This window comes from Seonamhaeicola marinus (genome assembly GCF_008085455.1).
This window is the reverse complement of the sequence record NZ_VSDQ01000718.1, coordinates 444,666-461,871: the sequence shown is the minus strand read 5'-3', so window position 1 is coordinate 461,871 and position 17,206 is coordinate 444,666. Positions and strand designations below refer to the sequence as shown.

The window sequence follows — 17,206 nt, the reverse complement described above, 5'->3', positions numbered from 1 at the left end:
GTTTTACTTAATATTAATCATTCCAATGTTTCTGAATTATCTCTTGAATATGGGGGTAGTTATGATCCTCTTCATTTAGAGTTTTTCGTTTTGTTTTTAATTCTCTTTTAAGTTTGGCTATTAAATTTTCATATTTTGAATTATTGTATTCATTTTGCATTTCATTGGGGTCTTTTTTTAAGTCATAAAACTCCCAAGAAACTGGTGTATCATAATCATAACGTCCCCAACCATCTTGAACTATTTTGTCTTTAGTTTTATAATATCTTCCATAGTAAAATATAAGTTTAGAATCCTTTGTTCTAATACCGAAATGGGCAGGATTGGCATGCCGACTTCCCATATGCATCCAATACCTATAATAAGTAGAGGTTCTCCAATTGTTTGGTTCTATACCCGAGAATAAAATACTTTTAAAACTTTTACCTTGCATGTAGCTGGGAACTGATCCACCAGCAATATCAATTAAAGTTGGGGCAAAATCTGTATTATTTATAATAGTTGAATTTTCAATACCCTTTTTAAAATCCTTTGGGTAGTGCACAATAAATGGCATTCTCAAACTTTCCTCATACATCCAACGCTTGTCTATATAATCATGCTCACCTAACATCATACCTTGATCTGATGTATAAACTATTATTGTGTTTTCATATAACCCTTCCGCTTTTAAGTAATCAACTAATCGCTTAATATTATCATCAACACCTTTAACACATCTTAAATAGCGTTTTAGATATTCCTGATAAGTCTTGTGTTTATACTCAGGATCATTAGTTTCAGTTTTAAATCCTTTTAAGTTTCTACCAACACCTCTTATTGAGTTTCGCATACCAACAGAAGAACCTATATCGTGAATTAAGGAATCGTTTATTCCTCTCGTTCCAACAGAACCATGGTTACCTTTTTGATAAAGGCTAGCTGGTTCGGGAATATAGGTATCCTCTAGATAGTTGGAATATCTCGGTGCAAACTCAAACATACCATGAGGTGCTTTAAAATGATGCATTAAAAAGAAAGGTTTCGATTTATCACGTTTATTTTTGAGCCATTCTATTGAGCGTGAAGTAATAACATCAGATGAATGTCCTTTATATTCATCAACCAAAACCTCCTTTTTCCCATATCTACCAAAACTGAGTTCCTTCTTTATCCTTCCTTCTCTAGAAACTAATTCTGGATTATGGTATTTTCCCTGTAATGGTAAAACTTCATAATAATCGAAACTTTCGGGTGCTTCTTTCAAATGCCATTTCCCTATAACTGCAGTTTCATACCCCAAACTCTTTAATTCCTTAGCAAGGAATTGCTTTTCTTTTGGAAGATAATGATGTAGATCTAATACTCCATTTGTTTGCGAATACTGTCCAGTTAAGATACTTGCTCTACTAGGTGTACAAATAGAATTATTACAAAAAGCATTTTTGAATACAATGCCTTCTGACGCAAGTTTATCTATATTTGGTGTTGGGTTTAATACCGATAATCTACCTCCGTAAACCCCAATTGCGTTAGCAGCATGATCATCAGACATTATAAATATAATATTCGGCCTTTCTTGAGCATAAAAAATGGAGCTCAGGAACAGCGTTATTATAAAATGGATCTCCCTTGTCATGAACCGGTAGATTTTACTAGTTATCCTTTAGTTTATAAACTCTTATGTAGTCAATTAACGTAGTTCTATCTTCTTTACTAGCTGTTGCTACCATACTACCTACTTCGGGAATAGGATTCCAGTCATAGGCTTCAATAGAAAACTGTAATACTAATTCTTGATTAAAAGGCACTGGAGGATTTAACGTATAAACGTATTCCCCATCTAAATAAAACAATAACTCTGTTGGACTCTTCCAATAGAAGCCATAGGTGTAAAACCGTTCAGAATTTTTAGTTGGAGGTGCCATTTTCTTTTGGTCTCTGACTTGTTTTACACAAGTCGATCCTCTGTGAATGGCATTAGAATGCATTATTTGATCCCAATCATAAGCCCATTTATGTGTTTTTTCAGTTAGTTTTCCAACGGACTCGGTTATATCAATTTCGTTTTTATTTTCACAAGTCCCTCTATGGCATAACCAAAACCCTCCTCCCATTTCGGTTTTGTTCATTTTCATTCTGCATTCATAATAATGACCAACGGATGTCTTTTTATAAGATCTTAAAATACCTCCATGATACTTATAGATCATTGGTTTGTCGTATTTTTTATTCTCAACATATGGTTTTTTAAGCTTACCCACTTCTATACTCAAGTAACCATTACCAATATCAAAACTTTCTTTTTGGAACAAAGCGGGTGCTCTACCAATCCAATTTAATTCGTAATGCCCTTCTGGATCTATATTCCACTTTGATTTATCAATCTTTTTTCCATTGAATTCATCACTTAGTTTTTCTACTTTTTCCCAAGTTTTACCAATAACTTTTGGAGGCTGCGCATAACCAAATGCACCTAATAGACCTATGGCCAAGATTATTATTTTGTTTTTTAATGCTGCAGGATACATCTTCATAAATTTTTAGGTTATTCTATGCTTAAAGACAATACATTACTTTTAATATCTCCCATTTTGGCGGTAACTGTAACTGTTCCTGGGTTACCTTTTGAACGTATTATAGCTAATGCTCTCCCCTTATGTGTTTGTACTTTATTAGTATTATGAGGATTTACATTCATTTCCCAGCCATTATCTACTGCTACTAAGTCCGCACCCTCTGATACATGAAACGTTATGTCTTCATTGGCGTTTGTTACCTTGTTTCCCGTTTCATCATATAACGTTACGTATACATGCGCTATATCGTAATTATTTGCTTTAAGCGAAGGTTTATCTATATCTAACTTTATACTAGTAGGTTTACTGGTTGTTAAAAGGGTGTATTCATCTGCCTTCTTACCGTTATTATATCCAATTACCTTTAGTTCCCCTTTCTGATGTGGCACTAACCATTTTATGATGTTATCTTCTTCTTTGAAATCGGCTAAGGCTTGTTTACCAAGGCTTTTTCCGTTAAGAAACAACTCGGCTTCTTCACAGTTTGTATATGTTTGAACAACTATAGGCTCATTATCATCATAATTCCAATGTTCATTTACTTTATACCATTCCCACAACCTTAGTTTATTCCAAACGGGAGGTGGTGTGTATTGTATATCAAATTTCCATCCTTCCTTTTCTGTAAAAGAAAATTCCGAATCTGAAGCAGGTGTTGTTACCATATAGACTTTTGGGTCTTCTTTCCAAAGGCACTCAAAGAAGTGGCCTCTTGGATTCTTAAATCCTGCAAAATCGAATAATGAAATGTTTAGTCCTTTTCTTGGCCATGGGCCTGCTTCTCCTAAATAGGCAAAACCAGTCCATACGAAAATACCAGGTATAAAATCACGCTCCAAGGCAGCTTTCCATTCAGAATAGGCTACCCAGTTTTCTGAACCTAATAAACATTTCTCCGGAAAGGCTTTATGGGCCACATCATAGTCAATGGCTCTATAATTTAGTCCAAGTACGTCTACTGCATCGGCATAACCGCTTGCAAAAGCGATTGTTGGTCGCACACTCCCACAAACAACAGGTCTTGTTGTATCTTCTTCCTTAACCCACTTAGATAATTTGTGAGCCACAATTGACAACGAATCTACGCCTCCTGTTAATCTATCAAATACAGGTTTTATTTTTGACAAATCATAAGTTGGTGGGTCTTTATATTCTTTAATTTCACCTTCTACTTCACTATAGGTTTTAGAGTAATGAGGGAAAGTCCATTCTATTTCATTTCCTATACTCCACATAATTACCGAAGGGTGATTAAAATCTCTTTGTATTAAGGTTTTTAAATCCTTTTCCGCCCATTCAAAGAAAATGTCGCTGTAGCCTTTAGAAATAGCATCTCCTGCAGCATTATCGCCTAAATGATTAACGCTTTTAGCTTTAGGGTTGTGCCACTCATCAAAAAACTCGTTCATTACTAGAATTCCCATTTCGTCACAAACTTCCATTAATAGAGGTGAATGTGGATTATGAGCCATACGTACCGCGTTAACTCCAATTGACTTTAATTTTGAAATTCTGTATTCCCAAGTGGCTTTATTCGCTGCGGCACCAACGGCTCCAGCATCATGGTGAAGATTAACCCCTTTAATCTTTACGTTTTCGCCATTAAGGAAGAAGCCTTTATTTGAATCAAAACGAAATTTTCTAATTCCGAATTCTTGTGTTACTTTATCAACTAATGCGCCATTGTGTTTAATCGAAATAATGGCAGTATATAAATTTGGTGTTTGTATTCCCCATAAACTTGGGTTCTCTACGTTTAGAGTTAGAATCCCTTTGTTACCTTCTGCTAAAACATCTGTTTTTCCATAGGCTACTTGCGTACCGTTTCCGTCTAAAATTTGAGTTTCAATTTCAACATTGTCATTGGCTCCAACAACTTTTGATTCAAAATGTACTGAAGCTCTGCTTTTATCAACATTAGGGGTAGTTACTCTTACTCCCCATTGTGGAATATGAACTTTTGAAGTTTTTACAAGTCTTACATCTCTATAAATTCCTGACCCTGTATACCACCTAGAATCTACATAAGCTGTATGATCTACTCTAACAGCTACCACATTATTTTCGCCATAGTTTAAATGCTCGGTTAAATCATAAGAAAAACTGGCATAACCATTGGGTCTAAAGCCAAGTTTTGTACCGTTTATCCAAACTGCAGCGTTATTATAGATACCATCAAACTCAATCCAAATGGCTTTTCCTTCATCAGTTTTTGGTACCTGAAATTCTTTTCTATACCAACCAATACCTCCTTCGGAAAAACCAGTGCTTGCAGCAGTATTTTCTTTTTGGTATCCTGCTAGAATACTCCAGTCATGTGGAAGTCTAACATCTTCCCAAGACGTATCATTATAACTTAGTGTTTCGGCACTTGAATGCTCTCCTTTTATAAATTTCCAATTAAAATTGAAATCTTCTATACTTCGGGGTTGCGTTTCTGAATTTGAACATGAAGAAATTATGAATGCTAACAAGAGCATCATATACATTTGGACTTTCATTTTTTAATGTTTTATTTTAAATACCCACGCATTTTTTAGGTTGGTGTTTTCTGGAAGTGAAATAGCTAGTCCATTTTCATCTTGCTTAAAGGCAACTTCACCGTTGTAACCTAATAGCTCAACACCTTTCACATCTAGTTTTGTAGATGAAAGGTACTTAATATTGATATCTTTTGTTGGTGGAATTAAAATTGTTGCATAAATAAAACCATTACTTGTAGTAAAACGTATATCCTCCTCTGTAAAGCCTTTATTTTTGCCTTCGGACAGGTGTCCTGTTTCAGTTTTTGTTGGACCTTCTCCGTATACTTCATAATACTTTGATCCGTAAACGGCTTCTCCATTAATCTTTAACCAATCTCCTATTTCTAATAATGTTTGTTTTTGATCGTCTGGAATAATTCCATCTTTTCTTGGACCAATGTTTAATAATAAACAACCATTTTTACTAACAATATCCATAAGATCTGCAATTAAACTACCCGAAGTTTTTGGAATCCAGTTTTCTGCATAATACCAAGAATTCTTTCCAATAGATGTATCTGTTTGCCAATATGCCTTTCTTAATGAATCCATTTTACTGCGCTCTAAATCTAACATATGTGTTCCTGGTTTAAAGGACTCATATCTTAAGTTTTTGGTTTGAAGCACCACTGTCTTATCTCTTTTTAAACCAGAATTGTAATAATAGGCCGCTAACTTTTTATGATACGGCGCAAATTCGGGTCTATCTAGATAGAAATCGAACCATAAAATATCTGGTTGGTACTTATCGATAATTTCTTTAGTTCTCGGCCACCAAGTATCTGCCAGCCATTCTGCACTTGCTGGGGAGTAAGGCTCATGCTGTGGAGCATATAAAGCCGCGTATTCTGGATTTCCTGTATCAAATCTATCGCTTTGCGTATAAAAGTTCCAATTAAAAGCTAGATGAGAGCTTACGCCACATATGAGTCCTTGGTTTTTAATTTCGTCTGTTAACTCTTTTAAAACATCCTTTTTTGGCCCCATATCAACAGCGTTATATGGTGTTATACTAGATTCGTATAAAGCAAAACCATCATGATGTTCTGCAACGGGTACTACATATTGAGCGCCAGCATCCTTAAATAGATCAACCCATGCCTTTGCATCAAAGTTTTCCATAGTCCACATTGGAATTAAGTCTTTATATCCAAAAGTCTTAGGGTCTCCAAATTTTTCTTTGTGATATACTGAGGCTTTATGAGGTATATCGTTTAATTTCTCTCCGGTAACATGATCTACATGCCCAGAATCTAAATACATCCAACGTGGATACCAATCGGTGTGTAATTCTGCAACAGAATTAGGTCCCCAATGAATAAAAATCCCAAATTTGGCATCTTTCATCCATTGCGGGATGTTATAATTACTTAAACTTTCCCAATTTTCTTCAAACTTAAAAGCTACCTCTTTTTCCTCTTCCTTCTTTTTCGTATTACACGATATAAACGCGCAAACTGCTATAATGCAAAATGCAGTTCTAATTAATTTAATGTTGCTCATGACTCATTCTTTTATGCTTTAATTATTTTTTGAAATTTTCAGGATTTCTATACTTCACTGTCTGGAGATGCTCACAATACAATACTAATTCTCCTGGTTGTTTATACACCTCATAACTTACGGTTATAAGCCCCATTTCATCATACTTAGGTGTTTTATTAAGATGTGTTCTAACCGTATAAATTGTGTCTCCAATAAAGACAGGTTTTATAAACCGTAACTTATCATAACCATAACTAAACGTATTCACATTGTTATTGGCCATTAAACCTAAACCTAAGCTGAATACCATTGCTCCTGCAACTAAGCGTTTTCCAAAAAGTCCTTCCTCTTCAGCAAATACTTGGTCTCCTACATACGGGTGCATATCTAATACCAAACCATTAAACATCATGGCTTCGCCTTCTGAGATGGTTCTACGTATAGAGCGGTCTTTTTGCCCAATTTGAAAATCTTCATACAACCATGTTTCCGTGTTGTATAATGGGATGTCTTTATGTTGTTCTAGTGGCGTGTTTTCTGGCATAACTATAATTTTTAATTGATTTTAAATACAAATGCGTGCTCACATGGTTTGGTATCTGGTAATTGAATACTAAGTGCGTCAATGGTCTGCTTATGCTCTAATTTACCTTTATGACCTATTAATTCTACGGTTTTAATGTTTCCGTTATACTTGCTAGTACTTAGGGATTTTATCGGTAAAACTCCAGATTCTGGCCAACCTAAGGCAATGGCATATAATTGTCCATTACGCGTAGTAAATCGAATATCTTCATCACCGAAACCATCAAACTGCATATCGGCTAAATGGCCTGTTTTTGTTTCGGTTGGACCTTCTCCATAGATCAACCATGGACGGCTTTCGTAAATGGCTTCTCCATTTAGTTTTAACCATTTACCCATATCTCTTAAACGCTGCTTCTGCTCGTTTGGGATGGTGCCATTAGGATGTGGTGCCACATTTAATAATAGATTACCATTTTTGCTTACAATGTCAACCAAATCGTCTATCAAATTATTGGTTGGATAGCATTTTAAGTCTTTATGCCAAATCCATTTTTGTTTGGAAATAGAATTGTCTGTCAACCACGGTTCTGGATAGATCTTCGGCATTCTATTTCGCTCTAAATCTACTGTTCCTGTTCCCAACGGAAAATCTGGTCGCTTAAATGTTAGAACAAATTCTTGTTCTTTTTTTGCAGCCTCATTGTACGCATAGGCCATCATCTGTTTACGTATATCTTCTGAAAGTATTTGAATACGATTATCGAACCATAGTAAATCTGGTGAATACCCATCTACCACCTCTTTTACCTTTTCTAGCCATACACGTTCAAATGCTTCACTTGGCATTGGATTTACGGTGTACCAGGTATTTCCTTTCTCTAGTTGCCAAGCCGTTTTGGGTACCTTTTCGCCATATAGTGAAGCGTTTGCTGGGTCTGCACAATCTGTGGTTTCATCCCAAGTTGGGAACCAGCCCCATAACCAGGAATGGTGTAAGCTTACCACATATTTTAATCCTCGTTTGCGAATGGCCTTTTCTAATTCGGCCGTTATATCGCGTTTAGGTCCCATATCAACAGAGTTCCAAGGGTTCACCTTAGAATCCCACATAGAGAAACCATCGGCATGTTCACCAGCAGGACCAGCGAATCGTGCACCTGATTCTACAAACAAATCTGCCCATTCCTCTGCATTAAACTTTTCTGCTTTGAAAAGTGGCACTAAATCCTTGTATCCAAATTCTTTTTGGTCACCATAAGTTTCCTTATGATACTTGTAGTTTGGATGTGTTTGGTTATACATGTGTGTACCATACCAGTCGGATGCTGTTTCTGGAACGGAGTAAACGCCCCAATGGGTATAGATACCAAATTTGGCATCTCTGAACCACTCTGGGCATTCATATTGCTGCAAGGATTCCCAAGTGGGTTCAAAATGTTTTACCGCCTTAGCGGGTGTCGCTTCTTCATCTTTTTTTTGATTATTACATGAAATAAAAATCAAAGTTCCAATGACTATCCATACTATTTTACGTTTCATATCGCTTATAATTTGAATGAACTTATCTATATCTTATTTTGTTTTTAAAATATCTGATGGTTTCTCCGCTAACTCAATTTTAAAACACGCCGCTTTATCAGCATGGAAACCCTCTGGTAATTGTATGACCAATTCGTCTGTTTTCTGAATCCAATTTAGTTTTGCATTACTACCCAATACGCTTACTTTTAAAATGGCATCGTTAACGATTCTATCTTCGGCACCTAGGGCATCTAAAGTGATTACCGCTCTACCATCTGGTTTTAACCAAAAGGCATAGACATTTTGGTCTTTTTTTGTATAACGAAAATCATGCGAGGTGAAACCTTTCTCATGAGCATTGCCGTGTAATTTCATGGAAGCATTAGATGGTCCTTGCCCAAAAACTTCAAAAGGTCTTGTTGCGTAAATAGCTTCTCCATTTACCTTTAACCAAGCCCCAATGGTTTTTAATATTGCTTGTTGATCTTGTGGAATTTCGCCATGCTTGTTAGGCGCTACATTTAATAGCAAACAACCGTTCTTACTTACTATGTCTATTAAATCGTTGATATAAGCACCAGCTCCTCGCAATTTATAATCCTTTGTATAGCCCCATTTCCATCCACCAAGAGACATATCTGTCTGCCATGGTTCTTCTCTTATACGGTCTAATTTTCCACTTTCAATATCAAGTACTGCCGCTCCATCTGGTACAGGTTTGTATTTAATATTTTTATAATTAAGTACTACTTCTTGATTGTTCTTTAACCCTTGATTATAATAATTCGCAAGAATCTTTTTTCTTACTTCCTTGTATTCTGGTTCGCTAAAACCTAAATCAAACCATAATAGGTCAGGCTTTAATTGTGTCATCATGTCCGTAGTACGCTTGTAAAAATGCTTAATGTAAGCCTGTGTTGCGGGCTCCCATCTATCATGCTTATCCCAATAAAAATCTCGTAGTTCTGGATTTACAGTTTCAAATTTATCCTTGTATGTCCACCAATGCCAGCCATATGCAAAGTGAGATGACACGCCTACTTTAATGTTTCTAGAACGCGCTTCCTTAAAAATATCGGCAACGATATTCTTCTTTGGTCCCATTGTGGTGGATTTCCAACGCGTAACTTTTGAGTCGTACATGGCAAAACCATCACAATGTTCTCCAACAGGAACAATATATTTGGCCCCAGCTTTCTCAAACAAATCTACCCATTCCTTAGCATTAAAGTTTTCGGCTGTAAACAAGGGAATGAATTTCGTGTAACCAAAATCTTCTGGCTTACCAAAGTTTTCTACATGATATTTATACGCACTTGATGGTTTTTTACTTGGATTACCTAAAGCATCTACAGTGCCTTCATTCCACATATGAAATCCATACCATTCAGCACCACCATAAGCAGGAACTGTTGTTGGCCCCCAGTGAATAAAGATTCCAAATTTCACATCTCTAAACCATTCTGGTGTTTTGTAGTTTAGTAGTGATTCCCAATTGGGTTGGTATTTTTTTTGAGACTTTTGGCAATACCCATTTTGACCGAAGTTTAAAACCATCAGTCCTACCAGGATTAGTAAACGTTTTTTCATTGTTTTAGTTTAAGTTTTTTAAATTTTATAGTTGTCTCATATCCTGCCATTTTTCTTGAATTGAACTGTTGGGATCAGTTCTTTGAAATTTTGCCACATAAGCCTGCCACTCCTCCTCACGCGGTAATTTTTGCCATTTCGGGCCTACCTCATCTAAATTGAAATCTGGTTTGGTATCCATTATCAAAATAGCCTGTGTTCCAGAAAGGTATATTTCCATATCCTTTACCCCAACTAGTCTCATATTGTTGGTTATTTCTGGCCACGCCTTTCCCATACTGTGGACTTCTTTATACTCTTCTATAAGTGTTTCATCTTCTTGTAATAACAATGTCCAGACAAAGCGCTTTATTTTCCCATTGGCATTTTTTAATTGCCCATCATAGGCATTATAAACTGCGGCTTGTTCAAATTCATAAATACGTTCTAGTGGAAATAATTCAGCAAAGTCGGTTGAAAACACTTCTTCTACTTTGCTATTATTTAAATAAGGCTCACCATCAACTAAGAAAAAATAGTTAGGTGATTTTTCATAGATTTCTAGGGATTGTATTCCCGAGTTCTTTAGTTCCTTTTGAAAACGTTCTGAAGTTAATTTTTCTAATGTTTTAGATGTTATGTTTTCTTGAGCAACCAGATACGCAAATCTTCTGAATTCCTTAGCCATCATAATTTTATGCTTTTACCTTAACCTTATAGCCCTTTATTCCGAAGAATAGTAAATACACATAACAAATTAGTGGAATTATAAACGAATACTTAATTCCTGCTACATCTGAAATATACCCCATTAAAGGAGGTACAATTGCACCACCTACAATTCCTAATAAGAATACTGAAGATCCAGTCTTGGTATACTCTTTAAGGTCTTGCATACTTAAACTAAAAATAATTGGGTAGATAATTGAAGTAAAGAACCCAACAATAGATAAACATACTAAAGAGAAGTAGCCGTTTGTTACAATAGCCATAGTTACCATTACGAATGCACCTATACTACAAAAGACTAATACATTTTGAGGTTTGAAACGCTTTAAAATATAAACACCAAGGAGTCTACCAATTAAAACTAATGCCATAAATGCGGTAATAAACTGAGCAGCTCTCTGCTCCGTTAATTCAGGTAAATTGAACCATTTTGCATATCTTATGATAAAGCTAACAATACCAACTTCTGCTCCTACATAGAAGAATTCGGCTCCAACACCATAAAGTGTATGTTTAAATTTTAGAATGTCTTTAAGCGGTTTCTTATCGCCGCCTTCTTCATCTTTAATAGTTGGGAGTTTGGTAAAAACAACAACTAAGGCTATTATAACTAAAATAGCTCCTAGGACTATATAAGGTGGTTTTACCAAATCTGCTTCACTTGATAAAAATGTCTCTAACTGGCTTGGAGTGAAAGCATCTATTGTGGCTTGGGCTACATCTTCTTCATGCAGAAGTAATAAAGCCGCTAAAGAAGGGGCTATAGTTGCACCAACAGAACCTATAGCTGCTGCCATACTTAAACGACTAGATGCGCCTTCTGGGCTTCCAAGCTTTGTAATATAAGGCGATGCAGTTACTTCCAAAATTGCAAAACCAGCTGCCATAACAAATAGCGCTAATAAGAAAAAAGAATATACTCTTGTTTCAGCTGCTGGATAAAACAGAAAAGCACCTATTGCTGCAATTGCCAAACCTGTAATCATTCCCATTTTATATCCTTTTTTCTGAATATACCATCCTGCCGGAAGAGCTACAACGAAGTATGCTCCAAAGAAAGCTGACTGTACCAAAGATGACTGAAAATCTGTGAGCTGGCATGCTCTTTTTAAATGTGGAATTAAAACATCATTTATATTTCTACTTAAATTCCAAAAAAACATTAATGCCATTACTATAATTAGTGGCACCAGAAATTGTGAATAGTTGACTTTCTTATCTTGCATTTAGTTTAGTTTTAGTTGGTCTTTATGACATTATTACTCTAAACTTGTTTTAGAGTCTGTTTAATTAAATATTGCATTTTTTTTAGATGCTGAAACAAGTTCAGCTTAACAATGCTTTCAATCTTATAATTCTATAATGGCTTTTATTAAATCGGTTTGATTATATAATTTTTCAAATTCTGTAGGTACCTCATCAAAATTCATCCTATGTGTAATAAATGAAGTTGCATCTATCTTACCAGCCTCAATTAACCGTATAATTCTACTAAAGTCTTCACCCAAAGCCGCTCTACTGGCTTTAAGCGTTAATTCCTTTTTATGGAACGAAGGGTCATGAAAAACAACATCTCCCATAAACAATCCTATAAATACTATTGTTCCTCCTGCCGCTGCGTACTTAAAAGTATTCATCATTGAGGTTTTATTGCCGGTTGCATCTAAAATTACAGTTGGCAAGTCTCCATTAAGTAATATCTCCAATTCCTCTTCAACATTTCCTAAAGCATTTATAGTATCTTTTACTTTTGTGATCTCCTTACACTTCTGCAACTTGGTATCATCAATATCCATGGCAATGACTCTTGCGCCTGTTAATTGAGCAAATTGAATGGTTCCCAAACCAATTGGTCCTACACCAATTACCAAAACAATATCGTCTTCTTTAATTTCTGCTCTATCTACGGCATGACACCCTATTGCTAAAGGTTCTATCATAGCCAATTGATCGTCTGACAAGGTATTGGTAGCATGTAAAAATTTAGCTGGATACACAAAATACTCTTGCATTCCACCATCTACATGAACGCCTAAAACTTGTAAATGCTCTCCGCAATTGGTTTTACCTCTGCGAACTGCCTGACCAATTACATCATTATAATAGGGCTCTACTGAACATTTATCCCCTACCGAAACATTAGTTACATCATCTGCAATAGCTACGACCTCAACCGCTAACTCATGCCCCAAAATTCTTGGATAACTAAAAAAAGGTTGTTGCCCTTTAAAGGCATGTAGGTCTGTACCACATACTCCTATTTTTTTTACGCTTACCAAGGCATCACCTTCCGATAAGTTTTCACTTGGCTTATCCCCCTCTAAACGCTTCCAAATTCCTGGTTCTTCTAGTCTAATTATCTTCATATTATGTATTAAGAATACAGGCTGTCACCTCATTAAAAAGTTCTTCGGAAAGCTTACCAGCATTCCAATCATCTACAGTAGCTTTTATTTGCTCAGGTGTTCTTGCTCCCATTACAACTCTGTCTGCTTCTTTAATTGAAAACAAGTAACGTTGTGCTAACGTTGCTAATGGCATATCATGTTTATCTGCTACTGCTTTAACTCTTATAGCATTTTCTAAATCCAATTGCGTTATCCATTCACCATCCACACCTTCTTGTTTGTATTTTTCAAAACGGTTTCCTAAAAGTGAGAAATGTAGTGCCGAGGCAGCATAATACGCAATACCTTCATTATGATACGATTGAATTTCTCCATTAAAAGCTGAAAGATTACAAGCATCCATATGCAAAAACCCAGATACAACATCAAAATTTTCTTTAATTATATAAGGTTTAAATGCTTCAGACGGATTTCCGCCTACACCTAAAGAACTTACTAATCCCGCTTCCTTAAACCCCTTTAAAGTGTCTATAACTCCGTTAATCTTTTCTATTGGAACTAACTGAGGTTCATGTAAAAACAGTAAATCTATTTTTTCTAACCCCAAAGTTTCTAAACTATTATTTAGACTACGCTTCATTCCTTCCGGACTATAATCTAGTTTTGTTTCAAAAGCATCTTTACCTTTTAATCTTCCTATTTTAGTACTCACAAAAGGTTTAGTTCCTTTCCATTCTCTAAGCGCCATACCCACATAATACTCTGCATTGGCATAAGATGGCGCTGTATCTAGTGCGGAAATTCCATTTTCAAAAGCATATAATAAGGCATCTATAGAATCACGCTGATCTACTTTTCCCCAGACGCCACCCAAACCAGAAGTTCCATAAACTAATCGGGTTTGATTATTAAATGCTGGACTTATTGAATGCTCTCCTGTTATATATGTTGGTTTCATTTGTTAATTTTTACTGTTTCATTTGATTCGAATCAAGTAAGAATCATTTTAACCATTAAATAGATTCCTGCCTTCGCAGGAATGACAAAAATTTATTTAAAAGTTTACTGTTGCTCCTCCATCAACTGGTAAAATAACACCTGTGATATATTTAGCGCCTTCTGAACTTAAAAATACCGCTGCGTTACCAATATCTTCTGTGGTTCCAAAATGATCCATGGCAATTCTATTGGTTATTTGCTGTTTTCGTGCTTGATCTTTGTTAACTGCATTTAAAAACATATTAGAAGTTATCCATCCTGGTGCTATAGCATTAACTCTAACATTATCTTTAGCATATTCCGTTGTTAAGCTATTAACTAAACCTGTTAAAGCGGTCTTAGATGCACTGTAGGCAATAACTCTGTCAATACCAAACAAACCAGCCATAGAGCCGATCATGATTATAGATCCGCTTTTACGTTCAATCATCTTTTTAGCACATTCTCTGGTTAGTGCAAACACACTGATTAAGTTTGTTTGTATAACCCGTTCAAAATCTTCATCTGTTGTATCTTGTGCCCAAGCTTTATGATGAATCCCTGCATTATTTACTAAAATATCAATACCACCAATATTGCTTTCAATATCTTTAACCAATTCGGGTATAGCGGACTTATCGGTAATATCATTTACTCTATAATAAGCATTACTTCCTAGCTCATTAATGGCTTCTTTTAGAATAGCTTCTCTTCTACCCGTTACAACAACTTTTGCACCGGCTTCTACAAGGGCTTTAGCTATTCCTAAACCAATACCAGTGCCGCCTCCGGTAACTAATGCTAGCTTATTTTTTAATGAAAAAACGTCTAAACTCATTACAGCTTAATTTCTGTTAATTTATCATCAATAAAATTGAATCCCCAGCCAGGTAAGTCATGAGGCTTAGCATAACCGTCTTGGAGTACCATAGGGTTATCAATTAAGGGATCTACCCAATCAAAAGATTCTGCTCCTACACCGTTAGAAATGGTGCATAATAATGGCACATCATAATCTTTATAATAGTGTGGTAATACTGGTAAGTTAAAACTTTGTGCTAATGCAGCACTTTCACGCCATTTTTCCACTCCTCCTATCCTTAAAATATCTGGTTGCCAAATATCTAATGCGTTTCTACTAGCTAATTCTCTTAAAGGTAAGGTATCATATTCGCGCTCTCCCATAGCTAATGAGATTCCGGCTTGATTTTTTAATATTTCAAAGGCTTGGAAATTCTGATGATTAACAGGTTCTTCAAACCAATTAATATTTAATTCTTTTGCTTGACGTGATAATTTCATGGCTGCAGGTAAATCCATACCTTGATTAGCATCCATCATAATATCAACTTTATCACCAACAGCTTCACGAACTAAACGCAAACGCTCCACATCTGTGCTTACTTTTGGAGAACCTACTTTTATCTTAACTGCTTTAAAACCTCTATTAGCATAGTCGGTTACTTCTTCTATTAGTTCATCAATTGTATAAGATATCCATCCGCCACTGCCATAAATGGACACTTTTTCTTTACACACTCCTAATATCTCGTGCACTGGTTGCCCTAAAGTTTTTCCCCAAGCATCCCACATTGCAATGTTTACGGCTGCTTGTGCCCAACGGTTAATGCCTTGGTTTCCGAAATACTCTCCTAAATGATCTAGTTTGTCATATACCACGCCCATTTCATTGGTTTTATGACCTATTATATGTGGTATAGCATCTTTTAGTGCGCCTACGATTGCATTTGGGGAATATTGAAATGATAATAAATAAGATTCTCCAATAACGCCATTTTCTAACTGAATTCGAAGTACTAAAAAGGAAATTTCAGTAAGTGTATGTGTGGCGTCAGATATTGGTTTCTTTAAGGTTGTTGCCGCTTTATATATTTTGGCATCTCTAATAGTAATGTCTTTAGACATAGTTCATTTTAAATTTAATTATAAAATATTATTTTATATATAAACACAAAGTTATTAAATATTTTGCTTTGATATTTCCACAATAACGTTAATTTTATACACTATTTAGGGAAATTAACATTATACAACTATAAATATATCCAAAAAGATATACTTTTGAATTCAAATATTCTTAATGAAAGCAAGATATCATGACATAAGAAACTCTCCTGGAAGCTCGTTTAGAGTGTCCTTATTTGAGGACAAAGAGTTTCCAGCTGCATGGCATTTCCACAAAGAATATGAGCTTACCTATATCATAAAAAGCACTGGTATTAGGTATGTGGGCAACAGTATGGGGTCTTTTGAAAGTGATGACTTGGTCATGGTTGGTGCCAATTTACCTCATTGTTGGAAGACTATAGGGGAACAGACTGAAGATGTAAAATGCATTATTATTCAGTGGGATGAAAGTCTCTTAAAAAATTGGTTAGACAAAGAAGAGGTAAAACATATAAACGAATTATTAAAACGCTCTCAGCGTGGTATAAAGTTTAATCTTGTTTTTGCTAAGGAATTAAAATATAACCTAATTAGATTAGTAAAGGCGCAGTCGTTTGAAAGACTAATTATCTTTTTACAAATATTGCAGAAGCTTGCTTTAACAAATGACTTTGAGCTATTGGCGGGATCTAATTTTTCAAATAGTTTATCCTCAAAAGAAAGTGAGCGTATTAACGTAATATATACCTATTTAAAAGAAAATCATTTGAACAAAATTACGTTGAGTGCCATGGCTAACGAAGTTGCAATGACTAATGATACCTTCTGTCGCTTTTTTAAGAAGACCTTTAACACGTCATTCTTTTCCTTTTTGAACGAATACAAAGTAAGTATTGCAAGTAAAATGCTAATTGACACTGATCTTTCTGTTTCCGAAATTGGATATAATACGGGATATAATAATTTAACTTTTTTCCATAGACAGTTTCAAAAGCATATGGGTATGTCTCCGTCTAAGTATAGAAAAGCATATAGGCGTATTCCTCAATAAACCTTT

The 17,206-nt window shown here is 35.4% G+C and carries 14 protein-coding genes; 1 reads left to right on the top strand and 13 read right to left on the bottom strand.

Annotated elements, in window-relative coordinates; all coding sequences use genetic code 11:
- Positions 1-13 precede the first annotated feature (13 nt).
- From FUA24_RS19535 to FUA24_RS19475, 13 genes are all read right to left on the bottom strand, one after another.
- Positions 14-1,618 (bottom strand): sulfatase family protein, encoded by a 1,605-nt coding sequence (locus tag FUA24_RS19535; protein WP_148544734.1) that lies wholly within the window; start codon positions 1,616-1,618, stop codon positions 14-16.
- 16 nt (positions 1,619-1,634) lie between these two features.
- Complete coding sequence (locus tag FUA24_RS19530) at positions 1,635-2,516, bottom strand: LamG domain-containing protein (RefSeq protein WP_148544733.1); 882 nt, start codon at positions 2,514-2,516, stop codon at positions 1,635-1,637.
- A gap of 11 nt (positions 2,517-2,527) precedes the next feature.
- A complete protein-coding gene (locus FUA24_RS19525) occupies positions 2,528-5,059 on the bottom strand; it encodes a glycoside hydrolase family 2 TIM barrel-domain containing protein (protein ID WP_148544732.1) in 2,532 nt (843 codons plus the stop codon).
- 3 nt (positions 5,060-5,062) lie between these two features.
- The gene (locus tag FUA24_RS19520; RefSeq protein ID WP_148544731.1) at positions 5,063-6,586 is read right to left on the bottom strand and encodes an alpha-L-fucosidase; all 1,524 of its coding nucleotides are present in this window, start codon (positions 6,584-6,586) and stop codon (positions 5,063-5,065) included.
- A 22-nt stretch (positions 6,587-6,608) separates the two neighbouring features.
- Complete coding sequence (locus tag FUA24_RS19515; RefSeq protein WP_148544730.1) at positions 6,609-7,112, bottom strand: MaoC family dehydratase; 504 nt, start codon at positions 7,110-7,112, stop codon at positions 6,609-6,611.
- 11 nt (positions 7,113-7,123) lie between these two features.
- The gene (locus tag FUA24_RS19510; protein WP_148544729.1) at positions 7,124-8,635 is read right to left on the bottom strand and encodes an alpha-L-fucosidase; all 1,512 of its coding nucleotides are present in this window, start codon (positions 8,633-8,635) and stop codon (positions 7,124-7,126) included.
- Between the two features lie 33 nt (positions 8,636-8,668).
- Positions 8,669-10,207, bottom strand: a complete 1,539-nt coding sequence (locus FUA24_RS19505; protein WP_148544728.1) for an alpha-L-fucosidase — start codon at positions 10,205-10,207, stop codon at positions 8,669-8,671.
- A 25-nt stretch (positions 10,208-10,232) separates the two neighbouring features.
- Positions 10,233-10,877 carry an L-rhamnose mutarotase gene (locus tag FUA24_RS19500; RefSeq protein ID WP_148544727.1) on the bottom strand — a complete coding sequence of 215 codons (645 nt, stop codon included), beginning with the start codon at positions 10,875-10,877 and terminating at the stop codon, positions 10,233-10,235.
- A 4-nt stretch (positions 10,878-10,881) separates the two neighbouring features.
- The gene (gene fucP / locus FUA24_RS19495) at positions 10,882-12,141 is read right to left on the bottom strand and encodes an L-fucose:H+ symporter permease (RefSeq protein ID WP_148544726.1); all 1,260 of its coding nucleotides are present in this window, start codon (positions 12,139-12,141) and stop codon (positions 10,882-10,884) included.
- Between the two features lie 123 nt (positions 12,142-12,264).
- On the bottom strand, positions 12,265-13,281 hold the full coding sequence (locus tag FUA24_RS19490; RefSeq protein WP_148544725.1) for a zinc-binding alcohol dehydrogenase family protein: 1,017 nt from the start codon (positions 13,279-13,281) through the stop codon (positions 12,265-12,267).
- 1 nt (position 13,282) lies between these two features.
- The gene (locus tag FUA24_RS19485) at positions 13,283-14,221 is read right to left on the bottom strand and encodes an aldo/keto reductase (RefSeq protein ID WP_148544724.1); all 939 of its coding nucleotides are present in this window, start codon (positions 14,219-14,221) and stop codon (positions 13,283-13,285) included.
- A gap of 96 nt (positions 14,222-14,317) precedes the next feature.
- Complete coding sequence (locus tag FUA24_RS19480) at positions 14,318-15,079, bottom strand: SDR family NAD(P)-dependent oxidoreductase (protein WP_148544723.1); 762 nt, start codon at positions 15,077-15,079, stop codon at positions 14,318-14,320.
- Positions 15,079-16,167 (bottom strand): mandelate racemase/muconate lactonizing enzyme family protein, encoded by a 1,089-nt coding sequence (locus FUA24_RS19475; RefSeq protein ID WP_148544722.1) that lies wholly within the window; start codon positions 16,165-16,167, stop codon positions 15,079-15,081. Before FUA24_RS19475 ends, FUA24_RS19480 begins: the two co-directional genes overlap by 1 nt.
- Positions 16,168-16,342: 175 nt before the next feature.
- Here FUA24_RS19475 and FUA24_RS19470 point away from each other — a divergent pair, with 175 nt between their 5' ends.
- On the top strand, positions 16,343-17,200 hold the full coding sequence (locus FUA24_RS19470; protein ID WP_148544721.1) for an AraC family transcriptional regulator: 858 nt from the start codon (positions 16,343-16,345) through the stop codon (positions 17,198-17,200).
- Positions 17,201-17,206 lie beyond the last annotated feature (6 nt).